Origin of the sequence: Limnohabitans sp. T6-20 (assembly GCF_003063505.1) — a bacterium.
Classification (GTDB): Bacteria; Pseudomonadota; Gammaproteobacteria; order Burkholderiales; family Burkholderiaceae_C; genus Limnohabitans_A.
Genome location: NZ_NERW01000003.1, coordinates 944511 through 970227, shown reverse-complemented (window position 1 = coordinate 970227; position 25717 = coordinate 944511). Strand labels below are relative to the sequence as shown.

26 protein-coding genes, 1 other RNA gene and 1 pseudogene are annotated in these 25717 nt (G+C 58.1%); 17 read left to right on the top strand and 11 right to left on the bottom strand.

The annotated features are described in order from the left end of the window. The 5 genes and pseudogenes from B9Z33_RS15770 to mgtA form a co-directional block, all read left to right on the top strand. Window positions 1-227 (top strand): annotated as a pseudogene (locus B9Z33_RS15770) (hypothetical protein); the annotation flags it as partial. Between the two features lie 273 nt (window positions 228-500). Continuing rightward, window positions 501-674: a hypothetical protein gene (locus tag B9Z33_RS15565; RefSeq protein WP_158270229.1), complete on the top strand. Its 174-nt coding sequence runs from the start codon at window positions 501-503 to the stop codon at window positions 672-674. 203 nt (window positions 675-877) lie between these two features. After that, window positions 878-2068 carry an ATP-binding protein gene (locus B9Z33_RS15365; RefSeq protein ID WP_108287837.1) on the top strand — a complete coding sequence of 397 codons (1191 nt, stop codon included), beginning with the start codon at window positions 878-880 and terminating at the stop codon, window positions 2066-2068. After that, on the top strand, window positions 2068-2520 hold the full coding sequence (locus tag B9Z33_RS15360; RefSeq protein ID WP_108287836.1) for an SET domain-containing protein: 453 nt from the start codon (window positions 2068-2070) through the stop codon (window positions 2518-2520). Before B9Z33_RS15365 ends, B9Z33_RS15360 begins: the two co-directional genes overlap by 1 nt. 194 nt (window positions 2521-2714) lie before the next feature. After that, a complete protein-coding gene (gene mgtA / locus B9Z33_RS15355) occupies window positions 2715-5228 on the top strand; it encodes a magnesium-translocating P-type ATPase (protein ID WP_108287835.1) in 2514 nt (837 codons plus the stop codon). 170 nt (window positions 5229-5398) lie between these two features. Here mgtA and B9Z33_RS15350 read toward each other — a convergent pair whose 3' ends face one another. The 3 genes from B9Z33_RS15350 to B9Z33_RS15340 all read right to left on the bottom strand — a co-directional run bounded on the left by B9Z33_RS15350 (window position 5399) and on the right by B9Z33_RS15340 (window position 6464). Beyond that, complete coding sequence (locus B9Z33_RS15350; protein ID WP_108287834.1) at window positions 5399-5782, bottom strand: hypothetical protein; 384 nt, start codon at window positions 5780-5782, stop codon at window positions 5399-5401. Continuing rightward, window positions 5782-6108: a DUF883 family protein gene (locus B9Z33_RS15345; RefSeq protein ID WP_158270228.1), complete on the bottom strand. Its 327-nt coding sequence runs from the start codon at window positions 6106-6108 to the stop codon at window positions 5782-5784. The genes B9Z33_RS15350 and B9Z33_RS15345 overlap by 1 nt, the downstream gene beginning before the upstream one ends. 92 nt (window positions 6109-6200) lie before the next feature. Continuing rightward, entirely contained in the window at window positions 6201-6464 is a 264-nt protein-coding gene (locus B9Z33_RS15340; protein ID WP_108287943.1) for a VF530 family DNA-binding protein, read from the bottom strand. Window positions 6465-6614: 150 nt separating this feature from the next. Between B9Z33_RS15340 and B9Z33_RS15335 the strand changes: the two genes are divergently transcribed. The 4 genes from B9Z33_RS15335 (at window position 6615) to B9Z33_RS15320 (ending at window position 11133) form a co-directional block, all read left to right on the top strand. Next, complete coding sequence (locus tag B9Z33_RS15335; RefSeq protein ID WP_233252857.1) at window positions 6615-9083, top strand: Lon protease family protein; 2469 nt, start codon at window positions 6615-6617, stop codon at window positions 9081-9083. Window positions 9084-9307: 224 nt separating this feature from the next. After that, window positions 9308-9943: a response regulator transcription factor gene (locus tag B9Z33_RS15330; protein ID WP_108287942.1), complete on the top strand. Its 636-nt coding sequence runs from the start codon at window positions 9308-9310 to the stop codon at window positions 9941-9943. Window positions 9944-10008: 65 nt separating this feature from the next. Beyond that, window positions 10009-10302, top strand: a complete 294-nt coding sequence (locus B9Z33_RS15325; protein ID WP_108287831.1) for a hypothetical protein — start codon at window positions 10009-10011, stop codon at window positions 10300-10302. 186 nt (window positions 10303-10488) lie between these two features. After that, window positions 10489-11133 (top strand): response regulator transcription factor, encoded by a 645-nt coding sequence (locus B9Z33_RS15320; protein ID WP_199220366.1) that lies wholly within the window; start codon window positions 10489-10491, stop codon window positions 11131-11133. 18 nt (window positions 11134-11151) lie between these two features. On the opposite strand, the gene B9Z33_RS15315 is transcribed toward B9Z33_RS15320, so the two are convergent. Together B9Z33_RS15315 and B9Z33_RS15310 are read right to left on the bottom strand one after the other, a co-directional pair. Beyond that, window positions 11152-11697 carry a Crp/Fnr family transcriptional regulator gene (locus B9Z33_RS15315; protein ID WP_233252856.1) on the bottom strand — a complete coding sequence of 182 codons (546 nt, stop codon included), beginning with the start codon at window positions 11695-11697 and terminating at the stop codon, window positions 11152-11154. A gap of 279 nt (window positions 11698-11976) precedes the next feature. Then, the gene (locus B9Z33_RS15310; protein WP_108287828.1) at window positions 11977-12486 is read right to left on the bottom strand and encodes a Crp/Fnr family transcriptional regulator; all 510 of its coding nucleotides are present in this window, start codon (window positions 12484-12486) and stop codon (window positions 11977-11979) included. Window positions 12487-12531: 45 nt separating this feature from the next. On the opposite strand from B9Z33_RS15310, the gene B9Z33_RS15305 reads away from it, so the two are divergent. Both B9Z33_RS15305 and B9Z33_RS15300 read left to right on the top strand, forming a co-directional pair. Then, window positions 12532-12729 (top strand): hypothetical protein, encoded by a 198-nt coding sequence (locus tag B9Z33_RS15305; protein WP_146183875.1) that lies wholly within the window; start codon window positions 12532-12534, stop codon window positions 12727-12729. A gap of 315 nt (window positions 12730-13044) precedes the next feature. Then, window positions 13045-13542, top strand: a complete 498-nt coding sequence (locus B9Z33_RS15300; RefSeq protein WP_146183874.1) for a hypothetical protein — start codon at window positions 13045-13047, stop codon at window positions 13540-13542. 25 nt (window positions 13543-13567) lie between these two features. Here the strand turns inward: B9Z33_RS15300 and B9Z33_RS15295 are convergent, their stop codons facing one another. Together B9Z33_RS15295 and cysK are read right to left on the bottom strand one after the other, a co-directional pair. Further along, the gene (locus B9Z33_RS15295) at window positions 13568-15379 is read right to left on the bottom strand and encodes an NAD(P)/FAD-dependent oxidoreductase (protein ID WP_108287825.1); all 1812 of its coding nucleotides are present in this window, start codon (window positions 15377-15379) and stop codon (window positions 13568-13570) included. Between the two features lie 215 nt (window positions 15380-15594). Next, window positions 15595-16512 carry a cysteine synthase A gene (gene cysK / locus B9Z33_RS15290; protein ID WP_108287824.1) on the bottom strand — a complete coding sequence of 306 codons (918 nt, stop codon included), beginning with the start codon at window positions 16510-16512 and terminating at the stop codon, window positions 15595-15597. A 103-nt stretch (window positions 16513-16615) separates the two neighbouring features. Between cysK and rnpB the strand changes: the two genes are divergently transcribed. Next, window positions 16616-16935, top strand: an RNA gene (gene rnpB / locus B9Z33_RS15285) — RNase P RNA component class A. A 252-nt stretch (window positions 16936-17187) separates the two neighbouring features. Here rnpB and B9Z33_RS15280 read toward each other — a convergent pair. From B9Z33_RS15280 to B9Z33_RS15270, 3 genes are all read right to left on the bottom strand, one after another. Then, a complete protein-coding gene (locus B9Z33_RS15280) occupies window positions 17188-17709 on the bottom strand; it encodes an Rrf2 family transcriptional regulator (RefSeq protein WP_108287823.1) in 522 nt (173 codons plus the stop codon). Window positions 17710-17876: 167 nt separating this feature from the next. Further along, entirely contained in the window at window positions 17877-18572 is a 696-nt protein-coding gene (locus B9Z33_RS15275) for a S4 domain-containing protein (protein ID WP_108287822.1), read from the bottom strand. A 27-nt stretch (window positions 18573-18599) separates the two neighbouring features. Continuing rightward, complete coding sequence (locus tag B9Z33_RS15270; RefSeq protein WP_108287821.1) at window positions 18600-20246, bottom strand: MBL fold metallo-hydrolase; 1647 nt, start codon at window positions 20244-20246, stop codon at window positions 18600-18602. 50 nt (window positions 20247-20296) lie between these two features. On the opposite strand from B9Z33_RS15270, the gene dapF reads away from it, so the two are divergent. The 4 genes from dapF (at window position 20297) to B9Z33_RS15250 (ending at window position 24081) form a co-directional block, all read left to right on the top strand. Next, window positions 20297-21181, top strand: coding sequence for a diaminopimelate epimerase (gene dapF / locus B9Z33_RS15265; RefSeq protein ID WP_108287820.1), 885 nt, complete (start codon window positions 20297-20299; stop codon window positions 21179-21181). A 17-nt stretch (window positions 21182-21198) separates the two neighbouring features. Beyond that, a complete protein-coding gene (locus B9Z33_RS15260) occupies window positions 21199-21888 on the top strand; it encodes a DUF484 family protein (RefSeq protein ID WP_108287819.1) in 690 nt (229 codons plus the stop codon). A gap of 3 nt (window positions 21889-21891) precedes the next feature. Next, window positions 21892-22866: a tyrosine recombinase XerC gene (gene xerC, locus B9Z33_RS15255; RefSeq protein WP_108287818.1), complete on the top strand. Its 975-nt coding sequence runs from the start codon at window positions 21892-21894 to the stop codon at window positions 22864-22866. 120 nt (window positions 22867-22986) lie between these two features. Beyond that, complete coding sequence (locus B9Z33_RS15250; protein WP_108287817.1) at window positions 22987-24081, top strand: GTP-binding protein; 1095 nt, start codon at window positions 22987-22989, stop codon at window positions 24079-24081. Between the two features lie 267 nt (window positions 24082-24348). Here B9Z33_RS15250 and B9Z33_RS15845 read toward each other — a convergent pair whose 3' ends face one another. Continuing rightward, a complete protein-coding gene (locus B9Z33_RS15845; protein WP_369916761.1) occupies window positions 24349-24885 on the bottom strand; it encodes a hypothetical protein in 537 nt (178 codons plus the stop codon). On the opposite strand from B9Z33_RS15845, the gene dksA reads away from it, so the two are divergent. After that, window positions 24884-25387, top strand: a complete 504-nt coding sequence (dksA, locus tag B9Z33_RS15840) for an RNA polymerase-binding protein DksA (RefSeq protein WP_369916760.1) — start codon at window positions 24884-24886, stop codon at window positions 25385-25387. The two genes, B9Z33_RS15845 and dksA, sit on opposite strands and share 2 nt — an antisense overlap. Window positions 25388-25717: the final 330 nt, after the last annotated feature.

Here is a 25717-nt window from a genome sequence, read left to right as displayed (position 1 = left end):
ATCATTTCCATGGTGATCACCTTCTTGCTCTCCTGCTGAATATTTCAGCAGGCCAGTTGAACACCCTGGTCAATTTTGAGTCGGCACTACTAGGTTTAGATGGTCAGTTTTCGGTCGGCGTCAACAGTCGTAGATTGGTTGAGCTGATGATTGAGCACCAAGTCGGCACACGAACTGCCCATACGTTCAAAGTAAACAAGATCGATGAAGACTTTTTCTTGGACTAACAGCTATGAGCAAATGTCGCTACTGCAACTCCACTTCCTTCGGCCACTGCTCAACCAGTCCGAGCAAGAAGCACGAACACATCGAAGACGAAAAGAAGTGCGAGTTCTGCGGTTCTAGCAGTTATGGTCATTGCTCAACCAGCCCCTTCGGTAAGCACCGCCACGGTCACGGTGGTAACAAATGCGTTTGGTGTGGTTCCACTTCAACGGGTCATTGCTCCACAAGTCCGAACAAGGTTCACGAGAAATAATTAACAGACCAAGGAAAACGCAATGGAAATAATCTTCTTTGTTGCAATCGTTTTTATCGGTTTGGTCTTGCGATCAAACTTTCAGAATATCAGCTGGCACAGCAGTGAAATTGATGACCTTGAACGAAGGCTAAAGATTCTTGAGCAGAAATTGGAAGAGAAGGTGGCTACAAAATCCGAGGGTGAATTGGAATGACCCCGCAAATAAGCGAAAAGGATACACTTTGAAGCGTGGAAAAAAGCAAACAAAAGTACAGCTTTCAGGCGTCGAGAGAAGGGGGAGGAAACGCCTCCCAAAGAATACCCCCGAACGGAACCAGTTGGTTACTGTGGAGTGATTGACATCACCGTCTGAATAGCTTAAATTCATGCAAAAAATAACTTAAAGTTAAATTCTGCATGAAAACAATTGATCGGCAAGCGCATACCGTGTTGCTTCAGCGGGCCACGCTTTACCCCGTGGTGACCGTGCTCGGGCCGCGCCAATCGGGCAAAACGACGCTCTGCCGCATGGCGTTTCCAGACAAGCCATATGTCAATCTGGAACAGCCCGATGTGCGGGATTTTGCGCAGCAGGACCCCAAAGCCTTTTTGGCGCAATACCCTGATGGCGCGGTGCTGGACGAAATCCACAACGTACCTACGCTGTTGTCGTGGCTTCAGGTGCTGACCGATGCCGATCCACGAAAAGGTCGTTTTGTGTTGACGGGCAGTCACCAATTGCAAGTCAGTGCACAAGTCACGCAATCCTTGGCGGGGCGAACCGCCGTGCTGGAATTGCTGCCTCTGAGCTTGTCAGAGTTGGCAGCAGTCGGCGATGGCGTAACCGTTGGCCCCGATGATGTGAATCGAATGATGCTGCAAGGTGGCTATCCGCGCATTCATGCACAAGACTTGCCGCCCGAGGTCATGCTGTCGGATTACTTTGCCACCTATGTGGAGCGTGACGTGCGCCAACTCATCAACCTCAGGCATCTGCGCGAGTTTGGCCAGTGCGTGCGTTTGTTGGCCGGGCGCACGGGGCAACTGTTGAACCAGACCAGCTTGGGTAACGAAGTGGGGGTCAGCAGCAACACCATCACGCAGTGGTTGAGCCTGCTGGAGGCGTCATTTTTGGTGTTCAGCCTGGCACCCTGGAGCGTGAACATTGGCAAGCGATTGGTCAAAAGCCCCAAGGTTTATTTTTACGATGTGGGGCTGGCCTGTTGGCTTCTGGGCATCAAGACCGTCGAGCAGTTGCAGCACCATCCTTTGCGCGGCGCTTTGTTTGAGAACCTGGTGGTGCTGGAGGTGATGAAGTCTTTGCGCAACCAAGGCTTGCGTGATCCTTTGTATTTCTTCAGAGACAGCAATGGTCTCGAGGTCGATCTGTTGCTGGAGCATGCCGATGGCGTTCAGCTGATCGAAATCAAGGCGTCACAAACCGTGGCGGCACCGCTGTTTAAAAATCTGCGCACCGTCAGTGCCCTGCTCGGCGAGCGTGTGAAAAGTCAGCACCTGGTTTATGGCGGTGATCTTCGGCAAGCAAGAACCGATGTGGATGTCTTGCCCTACGGGCAGGCCGGTTCGCTGGTGCAGGGGGCTTTGTGATGTCACGCCCCGACGCTTGTTGGGCGGTGGAGTCTTCGGGCGTTCACGGCAAAGGCGTGTTCGCCACGCGGCACATGGCCGCAGGCGAGAGGGTCATTGAATACGTGGGCGAGGTCATCACCATGGCCGAGGCGATTCGTCGCCATCCGCACGACGCCAACAACCCCGACCATACGTTTTATTTTCATCTGGACGATGGTCGTGTGATCGATGCGCTGTATGGCGGTAACGACTCCAAATGGATCAACCATTCGTGCCGTCCCAATTGCGTGCCCGATGTGGTGAAGGGCCGCATTTTCATCCAAACACGCAGACCGGTTTTCCGGGGCGAAGAGTTGACGTTTGACTACAGTCTGTTCAGTGACGAACCGCTGACCGAAGCGCTCAAGGCCCGTTATGCCTGCCGTTGCGGCGCCAAAAAATGTCGGGGAACGATGCTCCGCACCGACTGAATCGTGTCAGCCCGAAAAGCCCTTGCTCGAAACTTGACCCAAGTCATGTGACCCGCCGCCAGAGATGCGCATGATCGGATACGCCTCATTCAGCAGATCCGCTCACGAATGAAAGGCGTCAAGGAGCAGTCGTGTCCCCCTTCAAGGTCCATTTCAGAAATGTCACCCCATCCGACGCGGCGTCTCAGCCTGATATGGGGGCCTACTGGAGTCGGACTGCCCAGGATTTGACGCAGGAGATGGCCTCCAGGGCGGAGGGTCTCACGCAAAAAACAGCCCGAGTCAGACTCCTGCGTTGGGGCGGCAACGTGCTCGACGCCACCCAGGGGGCCACGTTTTGGGGCTTGCTGATCAGCCAGTTCAAGAATCCGCTGGTGCTGATTTTGATGGTGGCTTCGGGCATTTCGATGGTTGCCGCCGAATGGGTGGATGCGGGTGTTGTGTTGGCCATCGTGCTCGGCAGTACCTTGCTCGGGTTCACGCAGGAATACGTGGCCAGCAATGCGATCAAGCGTTTGCGTGCCAAAGTCAAGATCCACTCTCAGGTGCTGCGGGACGGGCGGCTCCAAACGATCCCCTCTGAAAGCGTGGTGCCTGGCGATGTCGTGGTGTTGTCTGCCGGCAGCTTGATACCGGCCGATGGCGTGGTTTTGGAATCGAAAGATTTTTTCATCAACCAGGCGGTGCTCACGGGGGAGACCTTTCCGGTCGAAAAGAAGCCGGGCGTGGTGGCTGAATCCGCCAGTTTGAGTGAACGCAGCAACTGCGTGTTCATGGGCACCAGTGTCAGCAGCGGAACGGCGCATGCCTTGGTGGTGCAAACAGGCAAGGCCAGTGTGTTCGGTGCCATCTCACTCAAGTTGGTTTTGCGTCCGCCCATGACCGATTTTGAGCGGGGCGTTCACCGCTTTGGGTATTTGTTGACCCGGGTCATGCTGGTGATGGTCGTGCTTGTTTTGGCGATCAATGTGTTTTTGAACAAACCCCCCATTGATTCTTTGTTGTTTGCACTGGCCTTGGCGGTGGGGTTGACCCCCGAATTGTTGCCTGCGATTGTCAGCATCACTTTGTCGCACGGTGCCAGCCGCATGGCCAAGTTGGGGGTGATCGTGCGCCGTCTGAATGCGATTGAAAATCTGGGGGCCATGGATGTGTTGTGCACCGATAAAACAGGCACCTTGACCGCTGGCGTGGTGGCACTTGATGGCGCGTTGGACACTCAGGGCCAGGCCTCCGTCAAGGTGCTGCGTCTTGCGGGAATCAACGCACAATGCCAGTCGGGTTTGTCCAATGCCTTGGACGATGCCATCGGCGTGGCGGTGCGCAATGCCCAGATGGCCATGACAGCGGTCACCAAGGTGGATGAAATCCCCTATGACTTTGTACGCAAGTGTTTGTCGGTGGTGGTGCTTGACGGACCCGGCAACTGCACCTTGATCACCAAAGGGGCCTTGGAGAAAGTGCTGTCTTTGTGCGTCACGCAAGGGGAAGGGCGCACCCCGTTAGACGGTGACCAGCGTGCCCGTTTGGCAGCCTTGTTCGACGCGTGGAGTGCACAGGGGTATCGCGTTTTGGGTGTGGCTTCTCGACCGATCGGCGAACGCACCACACCCTATGTGCGCGAGGATGAAAAGGGGCTCAATTTTGATGGGTTCTTGTTGTTCATGGACCCACCTAAAACCGATGTGCGCCAGACCTTGCAGGACATGGCGCAGCGGGGTGTTCAGCTCAAGGTCATCACCGGTGACAACCGGCAGGTGGCCAAACACTTGGCTCAGGTGGTGGGTCTCTCTGAAGGCCATGTCTTGACGGGTCGAGAACTCAATGACATGGCCGATGACGCGCTCATGCATGCCGCGAAACACACGGTCGTATTTGCCGAAGTCGACCCGAACCAGAAAGAACGCATCATTCTGGCCTTGCAAAAAACAGGTCATGTGGTGGGTTACATGGGCGATGGCATCAACGATGCATTGGCACTGCATGCGGCCGATGTGGGCATCTCGGTCGATACGGCCGTGGATGTGGCCAAGGATGCCGCAGACTTTGTGTTGCTGCGCAAGGACTTGGGCATCTTGAGCCAGGGCATTGACGAGGGGCGGGTGACATTTGCCAACACCCTGAAATACATCTTGACCACCATCAGTGCCAATTTTGGCAACATGGTCAGCATGGCGGTGGCGTCTGTTTTTCTGCCCTTCTTGCCCCTGCTGGCTTCCCAGATTTTGCTCAACAACTTTTTATCGGACATTCCTGCCGCGGCCATTGCGGGGGATCGTGTGGACCCCGAATGGGTGGTCAGGCCCCGCCACTGGAATACCCGGTTCATTCGCAATTACATGGTGGTTTTTGGTTTGCTCAGTTCGGTGTTCGATTTCTTGACCTTTGGGGCTTTGTTGTGGATTTTCAAAGCCGCTGCCCCGGAGTTTCAAACAGGCTGGTTCATTGAGTCGCTCATGACCGAGTTGGTCATTGCACTGGTGGTGCGTACTCGCCGCCCGTTTTACCAAAGCCGACCCGGCAGGCTCTTGTGGGTCAGTACGCTGGTGGTCCTTGTCGTGGCACTGGCATTGCCCTATTTGCCCTTCAGTGCGGTTTTCGGGTTTGTGCCTTTACCGTGGCCCTTGATGTTGGGCATGATCGTCTTGACCTTGGCGTATGTGGGGGCCGTCGAGCTGGTCAAGAAACGTTTTTACGCAGCGGTTTAAAAGCGTTTCGGCCATGCTCGGCCCGGGTGGGTCACTGGGTGTGCCTGTGGCCGCATGAGCGGGTTGGGCGCACATGCGCTGCACCAGCAACAGCCACGCGGGTTGCTGCAAGGCCTGAAGGCACAGCGCACGCGATACCTCAAGGCCTTGCTCGGGAGACAGTGGGGCGTTCATGCTTTTGGGCTTTGACGCAAGGCCAGAATGTCCAGCGCGATTTGTGCTTTGAGTTTGTCAAAGGGGGGCGGCATCTTGATGTGCCTGGCCCATGCCCAACACGCCAATGAGAACAGACCCAAAGCCACGGGCACAAACCACATGACCCATGCACTGCGCCCGTCGACCACGGGCAACGCACTCCACAGCAGCAAGGAAACCCCGGCCAGAAAGAGCCCGAGGACCCCACTCACCGTGCCCATGGCTGCCATCAGCAGCCGGGTCTTCCAGATGCAGCGCTGCCGCTCCCATTCCTCTGAGGCCAGATCGGCATAGCCATGCGCATGCATTTTGAGCAGGTCTGGGGGCAGCAGCAACAGCTTGAGCAGGAGCTTGGACATCAGTGGGGGCGTGAACGTGTCAACCAGCCGACGAGTGTGGCTGCCACTGCGCCCACACCTGCGGCGATCAGCACCGACTTGAACGGTGCGCAATGGATGTAGTGCTCTGCCGTTGAGGTGACTTCTTGTGTTTTTTGCGCCAATTGTTTTTTGGCACCCACGGCTGCATCCCTGCTGTGATGGGCCATGTCGCTGATGCTGTCAGACAGACGATCGACGGTGCGTTCGAAAACCGGCTTGGCGTCTTGTGCTGCGTCGTGCAATGTGCCTGTGATGCTTGCGGCAACAGTGGCCAGTTTTTCCTGGGTGGATGGTGCTTGGGTCATGTGAACTCGCTTGGATGGTGGTTGAGGATGAAAGACAGGCATCCACCATAAAAGCGACAGACATGTGCGTCTGTTGGCTGGCGCACCAGCGCTCAGTTGTCAGGCCGTTGTTGGCGCTTTTGGTCGCGCAGCATGAACAGGTAAAGGCTTTCCACTTTGTCGCGGGCCCAGGGGGTTTTGCGCAGAAATTTCAGGCTTGAACCCACGCTGGGATCATGGGTGAAACAGCGGATCGGGATGCGTGTGCCCAAGTCGTCCCAGCCGTAATGGTCGGCCAATTGGGTGACGATGGCTTCGAGGGTCAGGCCATGCAGTGGATTGCGCGCTTGCTTGTTGTCAGGGGTTGATGGTTGCATCTTGCGATTGTCCCTTGATTTGATCTGACGGATTTGGAGATGGTGGTGCAGCACACGGAAAAATTCAAAGCTCGGGCGTAAATTGAAAAGCAAGGTGCCGCGGTGGTCGCATGCGCCTTGTGGTTTTTCAACAGATGGAGGCCCATGGACATGGGCACACGCATGGCCCTGACGACGAGCCGCCTGGTCGAGCTGGATGCTGCCGCGCTGCGCCGAACGGTAGAGCCGCAGACCTTGGGGTTTTCGGACACTTCCGAATTGCTGCATGAACCTCTGCCCTGGATCGGCCAGGAGCGCGCCAAACAGGCGGCCGAATTTGGCATGGGCATGACCGAGCCGGATTACAACTTGTTTGTGTTGGGCGATGTCGGCAGCGGGCGCACGACCTTGCTCAGTCAGATGATGCACGCGCATGCGCAAAAGTGCCCGGTCCCACCGGACCTTTGTTATTTGCACAACTTTGAAGAGCCAGAGCGCCCGCGTGCCTTGCACCTCAAGGCGGGGCAGGGCAGAGTGCTGCGCCAGGCGATGCAGCAGTTGGCCAAACGTTTGCAGGCCGAGGTGCCCAAGCGTTTGGGACAAGATGACTTCAAGGCTGAAAGCAAGCGGATTGAAGCCTCTTACAAAACCGAAGAAGACCGTGGCTATCTGGCACTCAGCGCCTATGCCGAGGCCCATCGTTTTTCTCTGATGCGCGATCAGGGCCACATGGTGTTCACCCTGAAAGACGACCAAGGTGAGCCGGTCACGGCAGGCAAGGCTTTGGCGATGAGTCGTGAGCAGCGTGCCGAAATCGATCTCGCCGAGGCCTCCCTCAGAGAGGAGATCAGCCGCTACCTGGAAAAGATGCGGGCCATGGAGCGCGTGAAGAATGAAGGCTTGTCGGCCTTGCGCAGGCAAACACTCAAGCCCATGCTCGACCATGAGTTGCAGTTGATCAGGTCGGCACTGAACCAGCCTGTGCAGGACATGGTCAAGCTGAACGCGTTTCTGGAGCAGATACAGACCAGCGTGCTCGAAAACGTGGCGCTTCTCGAGCCTGGGGAAGAGGAAATGGTCCGCCTCGAAGCCTTGGAAGCTGTGCTGTCCTTGTTTCGTGTCAACTTGGTGGTGGACAACCACACGTTGCAAGGTGCACCTGTCATTCGGGAGGACAACCCTTTGTTCAGAATGCTGTTCGGCAGCATTGAATACGGGTCGGACAATGGCGAGTTGGTGACAGATTTTTCGCGCATCCGAGCCGGCAGCTTGCTGAAGGCGCATGGGGGTTTTCTCATGTTGCATTTGCGCGATTTATTGGCCGATCCGCATGTCTGGGAAAAATTGCGCCGCTTCATGCGCAATGGCCGCTTGCAGATCGAGGAGCCTGGGATGATGTATGCCCCGATGGCCGCGATGTCATTGGAGCCCGAGGCGGTGAATGTCCATGTCAAGGTTGTTTTGATCGCGTCGGGCGATGAGTATTACGCCGTGCAAGAAACCGATCCTGAATTCGTCAGGCGCTTTCGGTGCAAGGTCGATTTTGCCGAGAGCTTTGTGGCTACCCCTGAATCAGCCCACGCCACGGCCATTTTTGTGGGGCATACCTGCAGCAAGATGAACTTGCCGCATTTTTCAGCGGCGGCGGTGGCGGCCTTGATTGAAGAAACCCACCGTGAGGCAGATGACCAGAACCGCCAAAGTGCGATCTTTGCGTTGGTCGAAGCCTTGGTGATTGAAAGCGCTGCGCTGGCCAGGCAGGGTGGTCGTCAACGGGTTGATACAAGTGACGTCCATGCCGCAAGACAGGCCCGAGTGCATCGCCACAACTACCCTGAGCAGCGTTTGCAAGAGACCCTCATGGAGGGTGAGCGTTTGCTGGGTGTCTCTGGTGAGCGGGTGGCACAGATCAATGGTTTAACGGTGGTGGATTTGGGCGATTACCGGTTTGGTTTTCCGGTCAAGGTCACCGCTTGCACGTATGCCGGTGAAGAGGGCTTGCTCAACATTGAGCGAGAGGTCGAGATGTCGGGGCCGATACACGACAAGGGTGTGCTGATCTTGCACAGTTATTTGTCGTCCTTGTTTGCCCACATAGCGCCTTTGGCCATGAATGCGGCCGTGGTCTTTGAACAGGAGTACAGCGGGGTCGAGGGCGATTCGGCTTCGTGTGCCGAGTTTTATGCCTTGTTGTCAAGTTTGTCCGGCTTGCCGCTGCGCCAGGGCATTGCCGTGACAGGGGCGGTCAACCAGCATGGCGAGTTGTTGCCTGTCGGGGGTATCAATGAAAAGATCGAGGGCTACTTCAGAAGTTGTGAAAGCTTGGGGCTGGATGGCCAGCAAGGGGTGTTGATGCCCAGCCGCAACCGGCGGCATTTGATGCTGGATGAGCGTGTGGTGAAGGCCGTTGCCGAAGGCCGTTTTCACATCCACATGGCCGATACCGCGGGTGAGGGGTTGGTGCTTTTGACGGGCGTGTGTTTTGGCACCTTGGGGGTTGCGGGCTATGAGCCCGACAGTGTTTTGGGCCGTGCGCAGAAAACCTTGCTGCGTTTTCGTCATGCGTGTGAGCACCTGGGCAACAAACCGCCCACCACGCCCAACCACATGCGGCATCTGAAGCACACCGTGTTTCGTTGAGCACGTCGTCCAAGCCGCGCGTGCGCGTTTCCTTGCTGTGCAAAAAAATGCAATTCGAACTACCTGTTTTTGTGAGCTTACTGGTTTGAACGTAGCTTGCCTCACCAATTCAGGGGATCACAAAGCACGCAAGCGCGTTCTATTCTGAGTGCAACGATCAGGCCAAGTTTTGCCTTGCTGAAAGGTGCCTCTGGCCTGCGATAAATTTTGATAAGGACATGCCCATGTGCATTGATATTGTGCTTGCCGACCCCTACCCCGTGATGCTGGAAGGCTTGACCCATGTCTTTGAAGATTCACCCGAGTTTTCAGTCAAGTCGTGCGTGAGAACGGGCGATGCTGCTTTGCAGGCCTTGGAGCAGCATCGGCCGCACATCTTGGTGATGGACTTGTCATTGACCCAGCGAAGTGGACTGGCCTTGCTGGAGGACATCAAAACAAAAAATCTTCAGACGCGGCCTGTTGTTTTTACCGGTGCGCCGATTGGCGAAGTCATGCGTGCGCTGGACTTGGATGTGGCAGGCTTGGTTTCGAAAGAGAAATCCAAGCAGGTTTTGACACGGTGCATCAAGTCTGTGCACGAAGGCGGCAAGTGGCTTGACCGTGACCTGACGGTCAAAACGATGTCGCTTTTGTTGGAGCAACAAAAGAAAAACGCCCACGCATCGCATCTGTTGACCCCACGCGAAATGAGCGTTGCGCGCATGGTGACGGAGGGCTGGCCCAATAAAAAAATCGCGACCAAGCTGTTCATCAGCGAGGGCACGGCCAAGCTCCATTTGCACCACATTTACCAAAAACTCAACTGCCCAGGGCGCATGTCTTTGCAGCGTTACATGCAAGAGCATGGGCTGATGTGATGCAACTCACAGAGCTTTGTCGAATCGAGATCCACCATTGAACCGTCACCGGACCAGGAACTGACATGACCCAAGAACACCGAATGCTTGAGAAAGCCTACGCCGACCACATTGGCGATCACTACCGGCGTGCTTCTGAGGAGTTGCTGCATGCGTACCAACGCAACAAGGAGGCCGCCAGGCACCACGAGGCGGGTGCATTCAAGGCGGCTTTGCACCATGCCAAATTGTCCAAGCACCATTCCTTCAACGCACACGATCACCTGAAAGAGGTGCTCAGCATCAGTGAAAAAATGGACGACTTGGCGTTGCCCTTGCCTGGGCAGAGTGGTTCATCGGTCGGCCCCTTGGTTCAGTGAGGGTCAATAGAGAAAACCATTTTTTGTTTCATATGTATGGGGCCGCACATACAGCGGGCTTGCTGGTGCCTAAACTTTCTCAACAAGCGCCGAATGTGGTGCTGATTGAAAGGGAGTGTGAAACAAGAATGAGTGGTCTGACTTTGTAATGAGCGGGTCTTTCGACCCAAATTTGGAGGCGTGAAGATGTCAATTCGAGTTTTGCTTTCTTCCAAGCACAAAGTGGTTTCTGAGGGTATTGCCGCAGTCTTGCGAACGCACCACGACATGGACCTGGTGGGCATCTCTGACAACGGTGCCATGACCAATGCCCTGTGTGATCAGGTTGATCCCGATGTGGTGTTGATTGGCATGCAGGCCAACGATTCCAAAGACATGGCGTTGATGCATCAGATTGCGCACCATCAACCTGCCAAAAACATGGTGGCTTTTTCTGCTGATTCGGATCGAAATTCTATTATTGAGATACTGGATGCAGGTGCCAAATGCTATGTGTCAACGATGAGCAGCATCGATGAGTTGATGTCGGCGATTCGCGCCGCAGCGGCAGGGCGTGTGTATTTGTGTCAAGCGGCAGCATCTGAAATGATGGAGAGCGTTCGCAAGGCCAGGTCCGGGGACATCAGCTTGAAAGGGCAACTCGGCGGGCGCGAAGAGCAGGTGTTGCGCCTGATCGCCGACGGTTATTCGTCCAAAGAAATTGCGCGCAATCTGCAGATTGCTCCCAGCACCGTGGAGGTGCATCGCCGCAACATCATGCGCAAGATCGGCTTGCACAAAGTGGCCGACCTGACGCGCTACGCGATTCGCAACCAGATGGTGACGGTTTGATGCGCTGCCCCTCTGGCTTCAGAGGGGCATGTTCGAGAAGCGGTCGTATTCACGGCTGATCACGCTGTAGCACTCGCAAGCCCTCTTTTCCAGGGCTTTGCGGTCCAGCACGGTGATGTTCCCTCGGCTGTAGTGGAGGATGTTTTGATTCATCAGACGGTGCGCGGCATGGGTCACGCCTTCTCGGCGCACCCCCAACAAACTGGCCATCAGTTCTTGGGTTAAGACAATGGTTTGGCTGTCTTGCCGGTCGAGCGTGAGCAAGAGCATGCGACACAGTTGCTGTTCCAGGGTGTGATGTCGGTTGCAAACGGAGACTTGGGAAATCTGATTCATCAAGGTTTGCGCGTAATGCAAAGATACCTTTTGAACCGCGTTGCCTTGGTTAAAGCTGTTGAGCACCACACTCAATCGAATCCGCATGGCCGATCCGGCTTTTTGCACGATGGCTCGGTTGTTGGTTTGCGCGGCACCCATGAGCAAATAGATGCCGACCATGCCTTCGCGGCCGGTGATCGCGATTTCGGTCGAGGCCCCGTTTTCTAGGATGTGAACCCAGGACACGATCGCGGTGAGGGGGAAGTACAGGTGCCCGATGATTCGGCCTGGCTCATACAGTACTTGGCCCAGAGCCAATTCAACAGGCTCGAAATAGGGCGACCACTCTTCAAGTACTGGATTCGGTAAAAAATTGATAATTTTGTTTGTCTTTGACGAAATATTCATAAATACCAATTGCTGTGGGGAGCCCCACTTCAATCTATCAGTATCGATGCCTTAAATTTGTTCGATTCCGAACATATGTTTCAGTTTTTTGGAAATGTTTAGATTTGATGATTTTTATCAAACCTGTGTGATGTTTTGAGTCCGGTCGCTCATTTGACGCAAAGCGGTCATGTCCAGTATGTCGATAACGCCTCTTTGGTAGTCAATGAGCCCGCGCTCTTTCAGTTCACCGGCTGCCAAGGTGATGCTGACGCGCCGGACGCCCAACATGTGAGCCAGGTGCTCGTGTGTCAGTTGCAGATGCTGCGTTTGCGCCCTGTCGGCCGACAAGACCAGCCAACGTGCGAGTCGGGTGGTGATGCCATCGAACTGAATGGATGCGGCCATGGTGGCCACATGCGCGGCCAACCACCACAGGTATTGAGAGATGGCCCACAACATGCCTGGGCGTTGGTGCAGCAGCAGTGCCAGGTCGGCACTTTCGGCCACCCAGGCGTGGCCGGCGGTTTGCACACGAAACTGAAGGTTTTCGGGGCCGATGTCCAGAACCGACCCCAAACCGATGGCCCCTTCTGATCCGACCAAACCCACGGCCAAGGTGTTGCGCGAAGAGCTTTCAATCAACACGGCGACGCAGGCGCCCGTTAAAAAATAGACTTTAGGGGTTGCGTGTTGAGCGGTGTCACACAGGATTTGTCCGGCAAGCAACTGAACCGGTTTGCAGATGTGCTGCAGTCGGTTTTGATCTTCCCTGGCCAGTTGAAAGATGAGTCCGTTGGTGAAGAGCGTCACGAAAATTTACCCCGTGCCAGCGTTATAGAAATCAGTTGCGAAGTGGCTGAAAGGCCAGTGGATTCGGGGCTTGCATGAAAGCTCGAAGAGTATAGGCCCCAAGATTGGCAAGTAAACCACAGTACACATGGATTCAAATGTTCGATAAAGAACATAAAATGAAAATATGCCAAAACCGGCAGCCTTGGTGGTTGTTTTGGGGGCAAGTTCAGGTGTCTGGAGTGCACACATTTGTCAACTGAAAAAATTGAAAACGCCTTGCTGGATTTGATGCTCGCAGAAGTTGCACCTCAGGCGAATTTGAAGCTTGTGTGTGTTGATCTGCCGACAGGCCCTTTGACGCCCGATTGTCATGGGCCAGGCCAGTTTGTTTACTTTCCGGTGGATGCGTTGATGACTTTGGGCGCATCGCATTCAGCGGACGCTGTTCTGGCCGTGGTGGGGCGGCACGGGTGTGTCGCGCCAGGGCAAGCGGGCGGCAGTGCCATTCAGTCGCATGTGATAGTGCCTGGTCGCGCTTACCGGATGGATTGGGCTCCTGTTGCCGACGACCCCGTCCGTTATGCACCTTGGTTGTGGCAGACCACAGCGGCAGCGCAAAGACTGATCGGGCAAATGGCGCAATGGTCTTTTTGCGTGCAGCACCACACGGGCCAGCAACATTTGGCCAGTTGGCTCTTGCACTGCGTGGCGCAGTATCCGCGTGACCCTCTGAACTTCCATCTTCACGCGCTGCCGCTGTCCATTCGGCAGTTGCTTGCGCCGTCTGATGCCCAAAATGGGCCTGGTTTTGGTGTGCACGAAGGCCACCTGCATGTCACGTCGCCCCAGCGCCTGGCTGAGCAGGCTTGTTCGTGCCACCAAAAAATGACAGCTACCCACAACGCTTGATTTCAACCCGTGGTTTGGGGCGGCGTCAGGATGTGATGTTTCGCGCCAAAGATTCGGCCACTTTGATGCCGTCAACACCCGCCGACAAAATGCCACCGGCATAACTGGCCCCTTCACCTGCCGGGTACAAACCCAATGTGTTGGTGCTTTGGTGGTCTTCGCCACGCGGGATGCGCAAGGGCGATGAAGTTCGGGTTTCCACGCCGGTCAGCACGGCATCGGCCATGTCGTAGCCTTTGATCTTTCGGCCAAATACCGGCAAGGCTTCGCGCATGGCCGCGACGGCATAGTCGGGCAAAACATCGGCGAGGTCGACCAGCTTGACGCCCGGCTTGTACGAAGGCTGCACGCTGCCCCAAGTGGTGGACGGGCGTTTGGCCAGAAAGTCGCCGACCAATTGACCGGGCGCTTCGTAGTTGCTGCCACCCACTTCAAAAGCCCGCGTTTCCAGTTGACGCTGCAACACGATGCCTGCCAAAGGATGGGCTGCTGGCGGTTGTTGTTGCGACAAGGCCTGGGCTTCTTGTGCGAGCGCAGCGCCGTCTTTGTCTCCAAAAGCGGCTTGCCAGGCGGCGACTTCCAGTGGGTAATCGGGTGGGTCAATCGCCACCACCATCCCCGCGTTGGCATTGCGTTCGTTGCGCGAGTATTGGCTCATGCCGTTGGTGACCACACGGCCTGCTTCGCTGGTGGCCGCCACCACGGTGCCGCCAGGGCACATGCAAAAACTGTAAACCGCACGGCCGTTTTGGGCGTGGTGCACCAGCTTGTAATCGGCCGCGCCCAGCAGCGGGTGGCCCGCGTGTCGGCCCCAGCGCGCCTGGTCGATCACGCTTTGCGGGTGCTCGATGCGCACGCCAATTGAAAAGGCTTTGGCCTGCATGGCCACACCGCGGCGGTGCAGCATGACAAACGTGTCGCGCGAACTGTGACCCAAGGCCAGCACCGCGTGACGTGTCTGCAGGGTTTGGCTTTGGCCTGTGCGCAGGTCTTGCACTTGCAGGCCCGTCAGTTGGTGGCCGTCGGTGGTGGGAGACAGCTGCAGGTCGCTCACCCGGTGCTCAAAACGAATTTCGCCACCGAGGGCGATGATTTGCTCGCGGATGTTCTCAACCACTTTGACCAGCTTGAAGGTCCCAATGTGCGGGTGCGCGGCAAACAGGATGTCGGCCGGCGCACCGGCCTTGACGAATTCGTCCATGACCTTGCGGCCCAAGTGGCGCGGGTCCTTGATCTGGCTGTACAGCTTGCCGTCACTGAAGGTGCCTGCACCGCCTTCGCCAAATTGCACGTTGCTCTCGGGGTTGAGCACTTTTTTGCGCCACAGACCCCAGGTGTCTTTGGTGCGCTCACGCACCGGCTTGCCACGTTCCAGCACGATGGGTTTGAAGCCCATTTGTGCCAAAGCCAGCGCCGCGAACATGCCACAAGGCCCGAAGCCGACGACCACGGGCCGCTCGCCTTCTGCGGCCCCAAAGCCTTCGGGGACGCGGCAGGGGGCATGCCATGCCATGTCGGGTGTGGGCAGGATGTGTGGGTTGGGGGTGTGCTTTTGCAGCAGGGCGCATTCGGCGGTGGCATCGGCCAGCGCAACGTCCACGATGTACACCGCCAGCAAATCGGCTTTTCGGGCATCAAAACTGCGTTTGAAAACGGTCAGTGTGGTGATGTCTGCCCCATCGATGCCCAAGGCCTGCGCAGCCAACTGGCGCAAAGCGGCTTCGGGGTGGGGTGTGGGCAGGCGGTCTTCGTCGGTCTCAGAGGGCGCATCGGCCGAGCGGCGCACTTCAACCGGCAAGGCCGAGAGGGGGAGTTTGAGTTCTGAAATTCGGATCATGGCAACCTCTGTGGCTTGTGGTTATCAAGCAAGAAGGGGTGATTATCGCCGTGCGGACGGCCTCGGCCATTCGCGAGCAGGGGCTCGCTCCCACTTGTACGCTGGCCTCGTCCACCACTGTGGCCAAAATTACAAGCTCGCTGCAGAGGCCGCCCCTCGGACGCATGGTGCAACCTCCCTGTGGGAGGTCGCCCCTGCGGCCGAATGGTGTTCGATCAAGCAGGCAAGAACCCCTCAATTGACAAATAGCGCTCCCCTGTGTCGTAGTTGAAGCCCAACACCTTGGCCCCGGCGGGCAATTCGGCCAATTTTTGCGCGATGGCTGCCAGCGTGGCACCGGACGAAATGCCCACCAGCATGCCTTCTTCGCGGGCTGAACGGCGTGCGTATTCACGTGCGGCTTCGGCATCGACCTGGATCACGCCGTCGAGCACGCTGGTGTCGAGGTTTTTGGGGATGAAGCCTGCGCCAATGCCCTGGATGGGGTGGGGCGCGGGCGCACCGCCTGAAATCACGGGGGATGCAGCGGGTTCGACCGCGAACACTTTGAGATTCGGGAATTTGGATTTCAGCACGCGGGCGGTGCCCGTCAGGTGACCACCCGTGCCCACGCCAGTGATCAGCGCGTCGATGCCATCGGGGAAGTCGGCCAGGATCTCTTGGGCGGTGGTGCGCACATGCACGTCGATGTTGGCGGGGTTCTCGAATTGCTGGGGCATCCACGCGCAGGAGGTGTTGGCCACCAGCTCTTCGGCGCGGGCGATGGCCCCCTTCATGCCTTTTTCGCGGGGCGTCAGGTCAAAGCTGGCACCATAGGCCAGCATCAGGCGGCGGCGCTCGATGCTCATGCTGTCGGGCATGACCAGCACCAGCTTGTAGCCTTTGACCGCCGCCACCATGGCCAGGCCAATGCCGGTGTTGCCCGAGGTCGGCTCGATGATGGTGCCGCCGGGCTTCAGGGCGCCTGATTTCTCGGCGTCTTCGATCATCGCCAGCGCGATGCGGTCTTTGACTGAGCCGCCGGGGTTGCTGCGTTCGGATTTGATCCACACATTGGCCCCCGCGCCAAACAGGCGGTTGATGCGCACATGGGGGGTGTTGCCGATGGTGTCGAGGATGGTGTGGGCTTTCATGGCGGATCTCCTGGCTGAAAATTCAAGGTAAAAAAACATTGTGCGTGAAAGTTCAGACCTTTTGCGGCATGAGCTTATGCCCGCAGGCGATAATCCCCCTCGTGAAGCTCGCCAGACCGCCGCTGGTGCAATCTCCGAAAGGAGGCACTGGAGGAACGTCCGGACTGCACAGGACAGCGCAGGAGGTAATACCTCTCCACCGTGAGGTGAGGATCAGAGCAACAGAGACGAGCCGATTCAGTTCGGGTGAAACGGGCAATCTCTGCGCGCAGCAATACCAAGTAGGCCAGCGTTGATGTGGTTCCGCAGAGTTGGCGGGTAGGTAGCATCGAGCCGGGTGGGCAACCCCCGGCCCAGAGTAATGGCGGTCACGCAGCGGGCAACCGCTGTGCACAGAATCCGGCTTATCGGCGAGCTTCACACTTTTTCAAAAATTACGGCTTTGGCACTGGCCCATTCGGCTGCAGGGGCAGCCTCCCACAGGACAAATAGAGTTTGTCGTTGAGGCAGCGCTGTTTTTGTGGGAGCGAGCCCCCGCTCGCGAATGGTTGCGTTGCGGTGATGCTGGCATTCGGCTGCAGGGGCAGCCTCCCACACATTCTCCTCTGACCCATCGCCCTGCCCGTGCAACAAAAAACCCGCCGAAGCGGGTTTTTTGTTGTTCCAGGCTCAGGGTCAGCCGCGTGAAGGCATCAGGGTGGCTGCCAGTGCAAACACCGAATTGGGTGCGGTGATCTTCAAGGTGCTTTTGGGCTTGGCGAACACACCGCGCTTGACGGCAGGTTGAGGCGCAGGCTCCACGGTCACACCTTTGGTGCGCTGCTCGGCCACCAGCTGGCGCAAGCTGATGGATTGCAGGTGCGTCAGCATTTTTTCGTTCAGGCTGGCCCACAGGTCGCTGTTCATCCAGCCGCCTTCGGCTGCAGCTTCTTCGTCGGATGGGGCATCCACGGCACCAACGATGTCGGCCATGGTGATTTTTTCGGCATTGCGCGACAGCGAATAACCGCCGCCGGGGCCGCGGGTGCTCTCGACCAGGCCTTGCTGGCGCAGTTTGCTGAACAGCTGTTCCAGATAGGACAGCGAAATCTGGTGGCGCACGCTGATGGCGGCCAATGACACGGGGCCGCGGTCTTCGCGCAGCGCAACGTCGATCATGGCGGTGACGGCAAATCGGCTCTTGGTGCTCAAACGCATGGTGTGCTCCTTTCTGCGTTGGTCAAACCCTCATGGGCATGGCCTGGGTCAGTGACTGCGTGGTACGCAAGTGTGACTGAATGGTTATTTTCTCAGACTCCTCACACAGTTGGGCATTGCCCGTTTCATTTCAAGGGTAAATCCTGTGTATTTTTGTCGGAAATCAATCAGAAGCGTTCATAGCCTTCGAGCTGCCGCCATTGACCGGGTTCCAGCGGCGCCAGGCTCAGACGGCCCACCCGTTGGCGACGCAGGTCTTGCAGCGGGCATTGCTGGTCCAGCCAGCGCCCCAGATCCTGACCTTCGATGTCTTTGCCTGCGATGCGCAGCACCGTCAGTGTGTCGGTTTGTCGGTTGATGCTGGCGCGAATTCCGGGGCCGTTCAGGGCTTTGAGGGTCGTTTCGCTCACGGGGCCCTGGATGGTGGCCATCCATTCCATCTCCATGGGGCTGCGGCGGTCTTCCAGGTGGCGCAGCACACTCAAGTCGTCTGAAAAAATGCACAGCCCGCTGGCGGCTTTGGGCAAAGGCAAGGGCATTTGCATTTTGGCCAGCCGCTCGGGCCCCCAAATGCCGGGTTGGGCGGCTTTCAGGCCTGCGGTGTCTTGCAGCCATGCCAGATTGGCCACCCGGTCAGCGGGTTTGAATAGCACCAAAGTCAGTGGTGCTAGGGCGGCCATGGACACCAGACGGTTGACGTTCACAGGCTGCTCGTCCCGCACGCGCCGGGCTGGATCGGTGACCATTTTGCCTGCAACCTGGACGCCGCCCGCCACGATCAGGGCTTCGGCCTCGCGGCGAGAGCAATTCTGGTCAGCTGCCACACGTTTGGCCAGGCGAATGCCTTCTTCAGAGGGGGTCATCAAATCTTTCAAAATTCTCGGGATGTTTCAGGACAAGGCTTGTTCGCGGATGTGGTCCACATGCGCCTGCAGGGACCGGGCGGCCACCGGCCACAGGCGGGGCGGCACGTCGTCGTAGGCTTTTTCCACCCACTCCTGCAGGCTGCCTTGGGGCAGGGCCTGCATGGCGGCGGCTATTTTGGCCTCGCGCTTGAGGCGGTGGGCCTTGAGCTGCGTGATGGCTTGGTGGGCAAAACCCAGCACATGGCCGTGCGCAGGCAGGATGAATTCAATGCCCCCGGCCTCGCAGGCGGCGGCCAGGTTGTCCAGTGAATCCAGGTAGTCGCCCATGTGGCCGTCGGGCGGGTCGATCACGGTGGTGCTGCCGTTGAGCACATGGTCGCCAGAGAACAGCAGGCCGTCCTCTTCGAGGACCAGGCACAGGTGGTTGGCCGCATGGCCGGGCGTGTGCACCACGCGCAGGGTGTGGGTGATCTCACCGTCCGCGCCAGTGCCGTGCAACACCAGTTTTTCGCCGTCGGCCAGCTCGCGCTCGGGCGTGAAGCGGCTGTTGGCGCGGGCGGTCGGCCGGGAGGCCAGGCCCAGAATGGGCGGCTTGTGGTTGCACAGCGCTTGCAGTGGGGCCGCGCCGGGGGAGTGGTCTGCGTGTGAGTGGGTGCACACAATGGCTTTGATCTGTCCGCCCGCTGCACGCCACAGGCGCTGCAGGTGGTCGTCGTCGGCCGGGCCGGGATCGATGGCGATGTAGCCGGTGTTCGGGTCGCCCACCAAATAGCTGTTGGTGCCGGGGCCGGTCATCACGCCGGGGTTGGGGGCGGTGAGTCGCTGCACGTTTTTGAGCAGAGCCACCGCTTGGTCTGTCTGCCAGTCCAGGTGGTGGTGAATTTGCCCGTCGGGCGTGACCAGGGCCAGTTCGCCAAACGGGGCTTCGTGCTCCATGTAGCGCGCTTCGTTCCCCGCCAGCCAGCCGGCGCGGGGGCAGCTGGTCCACAGCGGCTCGTCGTTCACGGCGCAGGCTTGCAGCACGTCGTCTACTTTGGCAAAGGCTTTGAGGCGCTCCAGGGTGCGGATGGTCGGGAAGATGATGTAGAAATCGCCCGCTTCGTGGCGGGTCAGCGCATCCACCGGGCGCACCCAGACCGGCTCGAACTGCTCGGACTCGTCGGCCACCGGGGTCTGGCCTTCGGGCATGCGCGCCACCAAAAATGGCACATCAAAGCGGCGGGGCAGGTCGCGGTCGGTGATCCAGTGGGCCAGCACAAACACCTGGTCGGCAGCCAGCGTCAGCCCCCGGGCCTGGCATTGGACGGCAAAAGCGGCTTTGCGGTCGATCTGGGCAATGTCGCTGTTGTCGGCCCAGCGTCCATCGGCATGGCGGGCGAACAAGATGCCCAGTTCCTCAAAGCTCTCGCGGATGGTGGCAATGGCCTGCGTCAGGTGCAAGTCGCTTTGCTTGGGGCGGCGTGTGGACAGGGGGTGTGCTTGTGCGTCTGCAGGATCGACGCCACCGCCCGGGAACACATAGGCGCCGGGTGCAAAGCTGGCCGTCATGGAGCGGCGGGTCATCAAGACCTCAATGCCTTCAGGGCCATCGCGCAAAAGCAGCACGGTGGCTGCCGGGCGCAAAGGCGCAGGTTCACGTTGGGGGTGCAGGAGTTGGGATGTGCGTGCCATGCCCCATTATCAGGCGGCTTGGGCTTCATCCAAGGGCGATAATCGCGGCCATGCACATTCGCTTTACCAAGATGCAAGGGGCCGGCAACGATTTTGTCGTGCTCGACGAGACCCGGGCTCGCCTGGGCCTGAACGCGGCCCAGTACCGCTTTTTGGCCGACCGCCACTTTGGTGTGGGGGCCGACCAGGTTCTGAGCGTGCGCCCGTCGCCCGCGCCGGGGCTGGATTTTGAATACGTGATTCACAACGCCGACGGCGGTGAGGTTGAGCATTGCGGCAACGGGGCGCGTTGCTTTGTGCGCTATGTGCGCGACAAGGGCTTGACCGACAAAACCACGGTGCGCGTGAAGGTGCAGCAAGGCGAGATTGAGCTGCGCATGAACCTGGATGGCCGTGTCACGGTCAATATGGGGGCCCCGGTGTTTGACTGGGAACGCGTGCCGTTCAATCCGATCGGCCTGATCAGCGACCAGGTCAACGGTTGGCCGGTGTTTGACCTGGCGCTGGGCGATCCGGGCGTTGCCCCTTCCATCGCGCGTGTTGGCGTGGTGTCCATGGGCAACCCGCACGCCGTGCAACGGGTGGACGATGTCGATTCCTTCCCGGTGCTGGCGCAAGGGCCGTTGATCGAAAACCACCCGGCTTTCCCCAAGCGGGTGAACGCCGGTTTCATGCAAATTGTGTCGCGCAATCAGATCAAGTTGCGCGTGTTCGAGCGCGGGTCGGGCGAGACGCTGGCTTGCGGCACGGGCGCATGCGCGGCCGTGGTGGCAGGCATTCGCCAAGGCTGGCTGGACAGCCGTGTGGATGTGCAGGCCCTTGGCGGCGTGCTGACCATCGAATGGGCCGGACAGGCCGAAAGCCCGGTGCTGATGACCGGCCCTGCAACTTCTGTGTTTGAGGGCAGCATCGACGTGCCCGACACCCTTTCCTGAATTTCTGGAACCCCCACATGACCACGCCTGAACCCATGACCCCGATCACCGAAGACGACATTGCCGACTATCTGGTGAACACACCGGACTTTTTCGAGCGTCACGCCTCCTTGCTTGCCACGGTGCAGCTCACGCATCCGCAAAGCCACCGCACGGTGGGCTTGCAAGAGCGACAGGCGCAAATGCTGCGCGACAAGATCAAGGGGCTGGAACACCGCATCATGGACATGATCCGGCACGGCAACGAAAACATGATCCTGACCGACAAGCTGCACCGGTGGTCGTGCGAGTTGCTGGTCACGCCGCCAGCGCAACTGGCGGAGTCGGCGGTCGAGAACATCCGTGATTTGTTTCAAGTGCCTCAGGTCGCTTTGCGCTTGTGGTCGCTTCAGGGCGAACACGCCGAAGCGGTTTATGCCCAAGGCGTGACCGAGACGGTGCAAATGCTGGCCACGTCTTTGGACAGGCCTTATGTCGGGCCCAACGCGGGTTATGAGGCGGTGCAGTGGCTGGCAGAGCCGACGCAAGCGGCCTCTTTGGCTTTGCTGGCTTTGCGTTCGGCCCCAGGTCAGCCCGCTTTTGGTTTGTTGGTGTTGGCCTCGCCCGATGCACAACGCTTCAACAGCCAGATGGGCACCGACTTGCTGGAGCGCCTGGCCGAGTTGGCGGGTGCCGCCTTGTCGGTGCTGCGCACCCCCCAGGCCTGATCCATGTCGGATGCGGTGACCCCTGACCCGCTGGTCATCCGTTATCTGGACCATGTCCGTTTTGAAAAGCGCCTGGCTGAACGCACTTGCGCCTTGTACCAACTCGACCTGATTCGGTTGGGCGACATGGCCGCCGAATCGCAAGTGCCTTTGTTGCAAGTGCAGAGCGGCCATGTGCGCCGCTGGGTGGCGCAGATGCACAGCGCGGGGCGCAGCGGTCGAGGCATCGCCCTCATCTTGTCGGGCTGGCGCGGGTTTTACACCTGGCTGGGGCGTGAAGGCCTGGTCGCCCACAACCCGGTGGTGGATGTGCGTGCGCCGCGTGTGGCCAAACCCCTGCCCAAGGCCTTGGGTGTGGACGAAGCCGTGCAGTTGGCCGAGCACGAAGAAGACAACGACGACCCCTGGCTGGAAGCCCGCGACGCTGCCATGGTGGAGCTGCTTTACGGCTGCGGCCTGCGCATTGCCGAGTTGACCGGTCTGGATGTGGTGGCGAGCGCCGATGCCAGCCGTTCGGGTCGCGGCTGGATTGATCTGCAAAACGCCGAGGTGCAGGTGCAGGGCAAGGGCAGCAAGCGCCGCAGTGTGCCCTTGGGGCGTTCTGCCCTGGAGGCCTTGGCGCATTGGCTGGCGGTTCGCACCCAGTTGCCGGGCATGTTGAATCAGCCTGCCCCCGGCGCATCGAGTTTGGCGCTGGCGCTGTTTCCCGGACGCCATGGCACCCGGTTGACCGCGAGGGGCGTGGCGCAGCGCCTCAAGCGCCGCAGCCTGCTGGCGGGCTTGGCCACGCCGGTGCACCCGCACATGCTGCGTCATTCGTTTGCCAGCCATGTGCTGCAGTCCAGCGGTGATCTGCGCGCCGTGCAAGAGTTGCTGGGTCACGCCAACATCACCACCACGCAGGTCTACACGCGGCTCGATTTTCAGCACTTGGCCAAGGCCTACGATGCGGCCCACCCGCGCGCCAAACGCAAATGAGCCCCTGCTCGGACTGTGCCGTCGGTCCATGGGGGCATGCCAGCGCGCGCAGGCTGGCGGTTTGAATTCGTCGCTACACTCCCCAACTCTTGTCTTTTGACCCTTTCAGCGGAGCCTTTCATGTCCCTCATCCCCGCCACCATCCTGACCGGTTTTCTGGGTTCGGGCAAAACCACCTTGCTCAAGCGCGTGTTGACCGAGGCCCATGGCCAGAAGATCGCCGTGATCGAGAACGAGTTTGGTGAAGAGAACATCGACAACGACATCCTGGTCTCGGAAACGAACGAACAAATCATTCAGATGAGCAATGGCTGCATCTGCTGCACGATTCGCGAAGATTTGCGTGCCACGCTGCAGCTGCTGGCCGCCAAGCGCCGCAAGGGCCTGCTGACGTTTGACCGCATCGTGATCGAGACCACCGGCTTGGCCGATCCTGGTCCGGTGGCGCAGACCTTTTTCATGGACGACGAGATCGCGGAGACCTTTTTGCTGGATTCGATCCTGACCTTGGTGGATGCCAAACACGCGGCTCAGCAACTCAATGACCGCCAGGAGGCGCGCCGCCAGGTGGGTTTTGCCGACCAGATTTTCATCAGCAAAGCCGATCTGGTGTCAGCCGAAGACCTCGACGCCTTGCAGCACCGTCTCAAGCACATGAACCCGCGTGCCCCTCAAAAAGTGGTGCATTTCGGTGAGGTGGCTTTGTCAGAAGTGTTTGACCTGAAGGGCTTCAACCTGAATGCCAAGCTGGACATCGCCCCCGACTTTTTGAACGATGGCGCGCATGACCACGACCATGTGCATGGTGAGCACTGCGACCACCCGTCTCACCAGCATGAGCACGAACACGGTGAGCACTGCGATCACCCGTCGCATGACCACGAGCAAGGTCATGGACACGGTCACCACCACCATGACGATGACGTGAAAAGTTTTGTCTTCCGTTCTGAGCGCGCGTTTGATCCGGCCAAACTGGAAGACTTTTTGGGCGCGATCGTGAACATTTATGGCCCCCGCATGCTGCGTTACAAAGGCGTGTTGAACATGCGCGGGACCGAGCGCAAGGTGATTTTTCAGGGCGTGCACCAATTGATGGGCAGCGATTTGGGGCCGATGTGGGCCGATGGCGAAGCCAAAATGAGCAAGATGGTGTTCATTGGCATCGATTTGCCCAAAGACATTTTGTTGCAAGGCCTGGAGCAATGCCTGGTGTGAGGTGTGTTGGTTGGTCCGGGAACGATGGGCAGCAATTCACGGGAACTTGTCTTTAATCGGCAAGCGGGCGTTTTTTGATCGTTCTTATCGTTACAATCGCCCGCCTGATGCCCCCCCTTTTTTTGGGAAGGCTGGTGAACCCCATAAGGTCTATAACAAGGGTTTGAAACGCAAATGAACAGGTTTTTCAATCGGTTGCTGCAGTGTGGCAAGAGGTTTGGGCCTGCCCTTTCACACGGCTAGGAGACAAGACGTGAAGACCTCGACTCAAAAAGCAACGAGCAAAGTGACCGCCACCAAGGCGAAAGCCAAGCCGGTGGCGGCAAAAAAAGTGGCCACCAAGCCTGCGGCTTCTGTAAAAGTGACAGCGAAGCCACAAGCCAAGCCCACGACGACTGCAGCATCGAAAACCAAAAAAGTTGCACCAGCCCCCAAATCGACCAAGACACTTAAACCCGTTGCTGTCGCCAAAAAAGCAGCACCTGTGAAAAGCAAGCTGGCTGCACCGACGCCTAAAAAGGCTGTTGCAGCAGCTCCTAAGCCGACCCCCGCTCCCAAGGCGAAGGCCGCACCCGCGCCGTCTCCTAAAAAGACGGCCTCTGTACCTGAAGCGAAATCTATGACTGTTAAAAAAGTGGCGACACCGACCCCTCCGGTCGCCCAACCTGCCGTGACGGCAGTGGCGGCGCCTTCTGCGCCTGACCAATTGATTCGTGCAACACGCCCCTCGGCCCGTTTGGCCCAGATCACGGTGCCTTCTTTGCCGCCAGCGGTGGCTTCGACGGCAGCCAAGGCCAGTTTCATGCCGAGTTCGCCAGTGGCGGTGGTTTCCGCGCCTTTTGCGCCGATCAAAAAAGACCCCAAATTGGCCAACAACTGGAAGACCAAAACGGTCGAAGAGTTGACCGACGCCGAAATTCTGGCCATGCCTGACACGGAATACATGAACAACGTGCAAATGACCTATTTCCGCCGGAAGTTGGCCATCTTGAAGCAGGAAATCCTGAACAGCGCGGGCGCGACCACCGAGCATCTGCGTGAAGACACGGTGGTGGTGCCCGATCCTGCAGACCGCGCCACGATCGAAGAAGAACACGCTTTGGAGTTACGCACGCGTGACCGTGAGCGCAAGTTGCTCAAGAAAATCGAACAATCGATCGGCCTGATTGATGCCGGTGAATACGGTTACTGCGATGAAACCGGCGAGCCCATTGGTGTCGGTCGTCTGCTGGCCCGTCCCACTGCGACCTTGTCTTTGGAAGCGCAACAGCGCCGTGAGTTGAAGCAAAAAATGTTCGGCGACTGACCCCTAAGCATTTCTTCAACGTCAAAAAACCCCTGCCCAGGGGTTTTTTTACGTCCGGTTTAAGTCTTGTTGGACCCTAAATTGATTTTTTGCATTTAATGTATTTGCCATTTTTGTATTTTTAATATCCTTCACAGGTTACTTTCATTGCCGCTTGTAAGTGCCTAATTTACATGGAAATTTCTCGTGTTGCTTGGTTCAAATTCAGCGCTAAGCCCTTGATTTCATTGAAAAAAATCGATCTACACCTGTTGAGTTGCACTGAATTCCTGATACAGTGCAAAAAAGTGCAATTAAGTGGGGAAAAGTGTCCTCGCTTGTGTGTCTCAA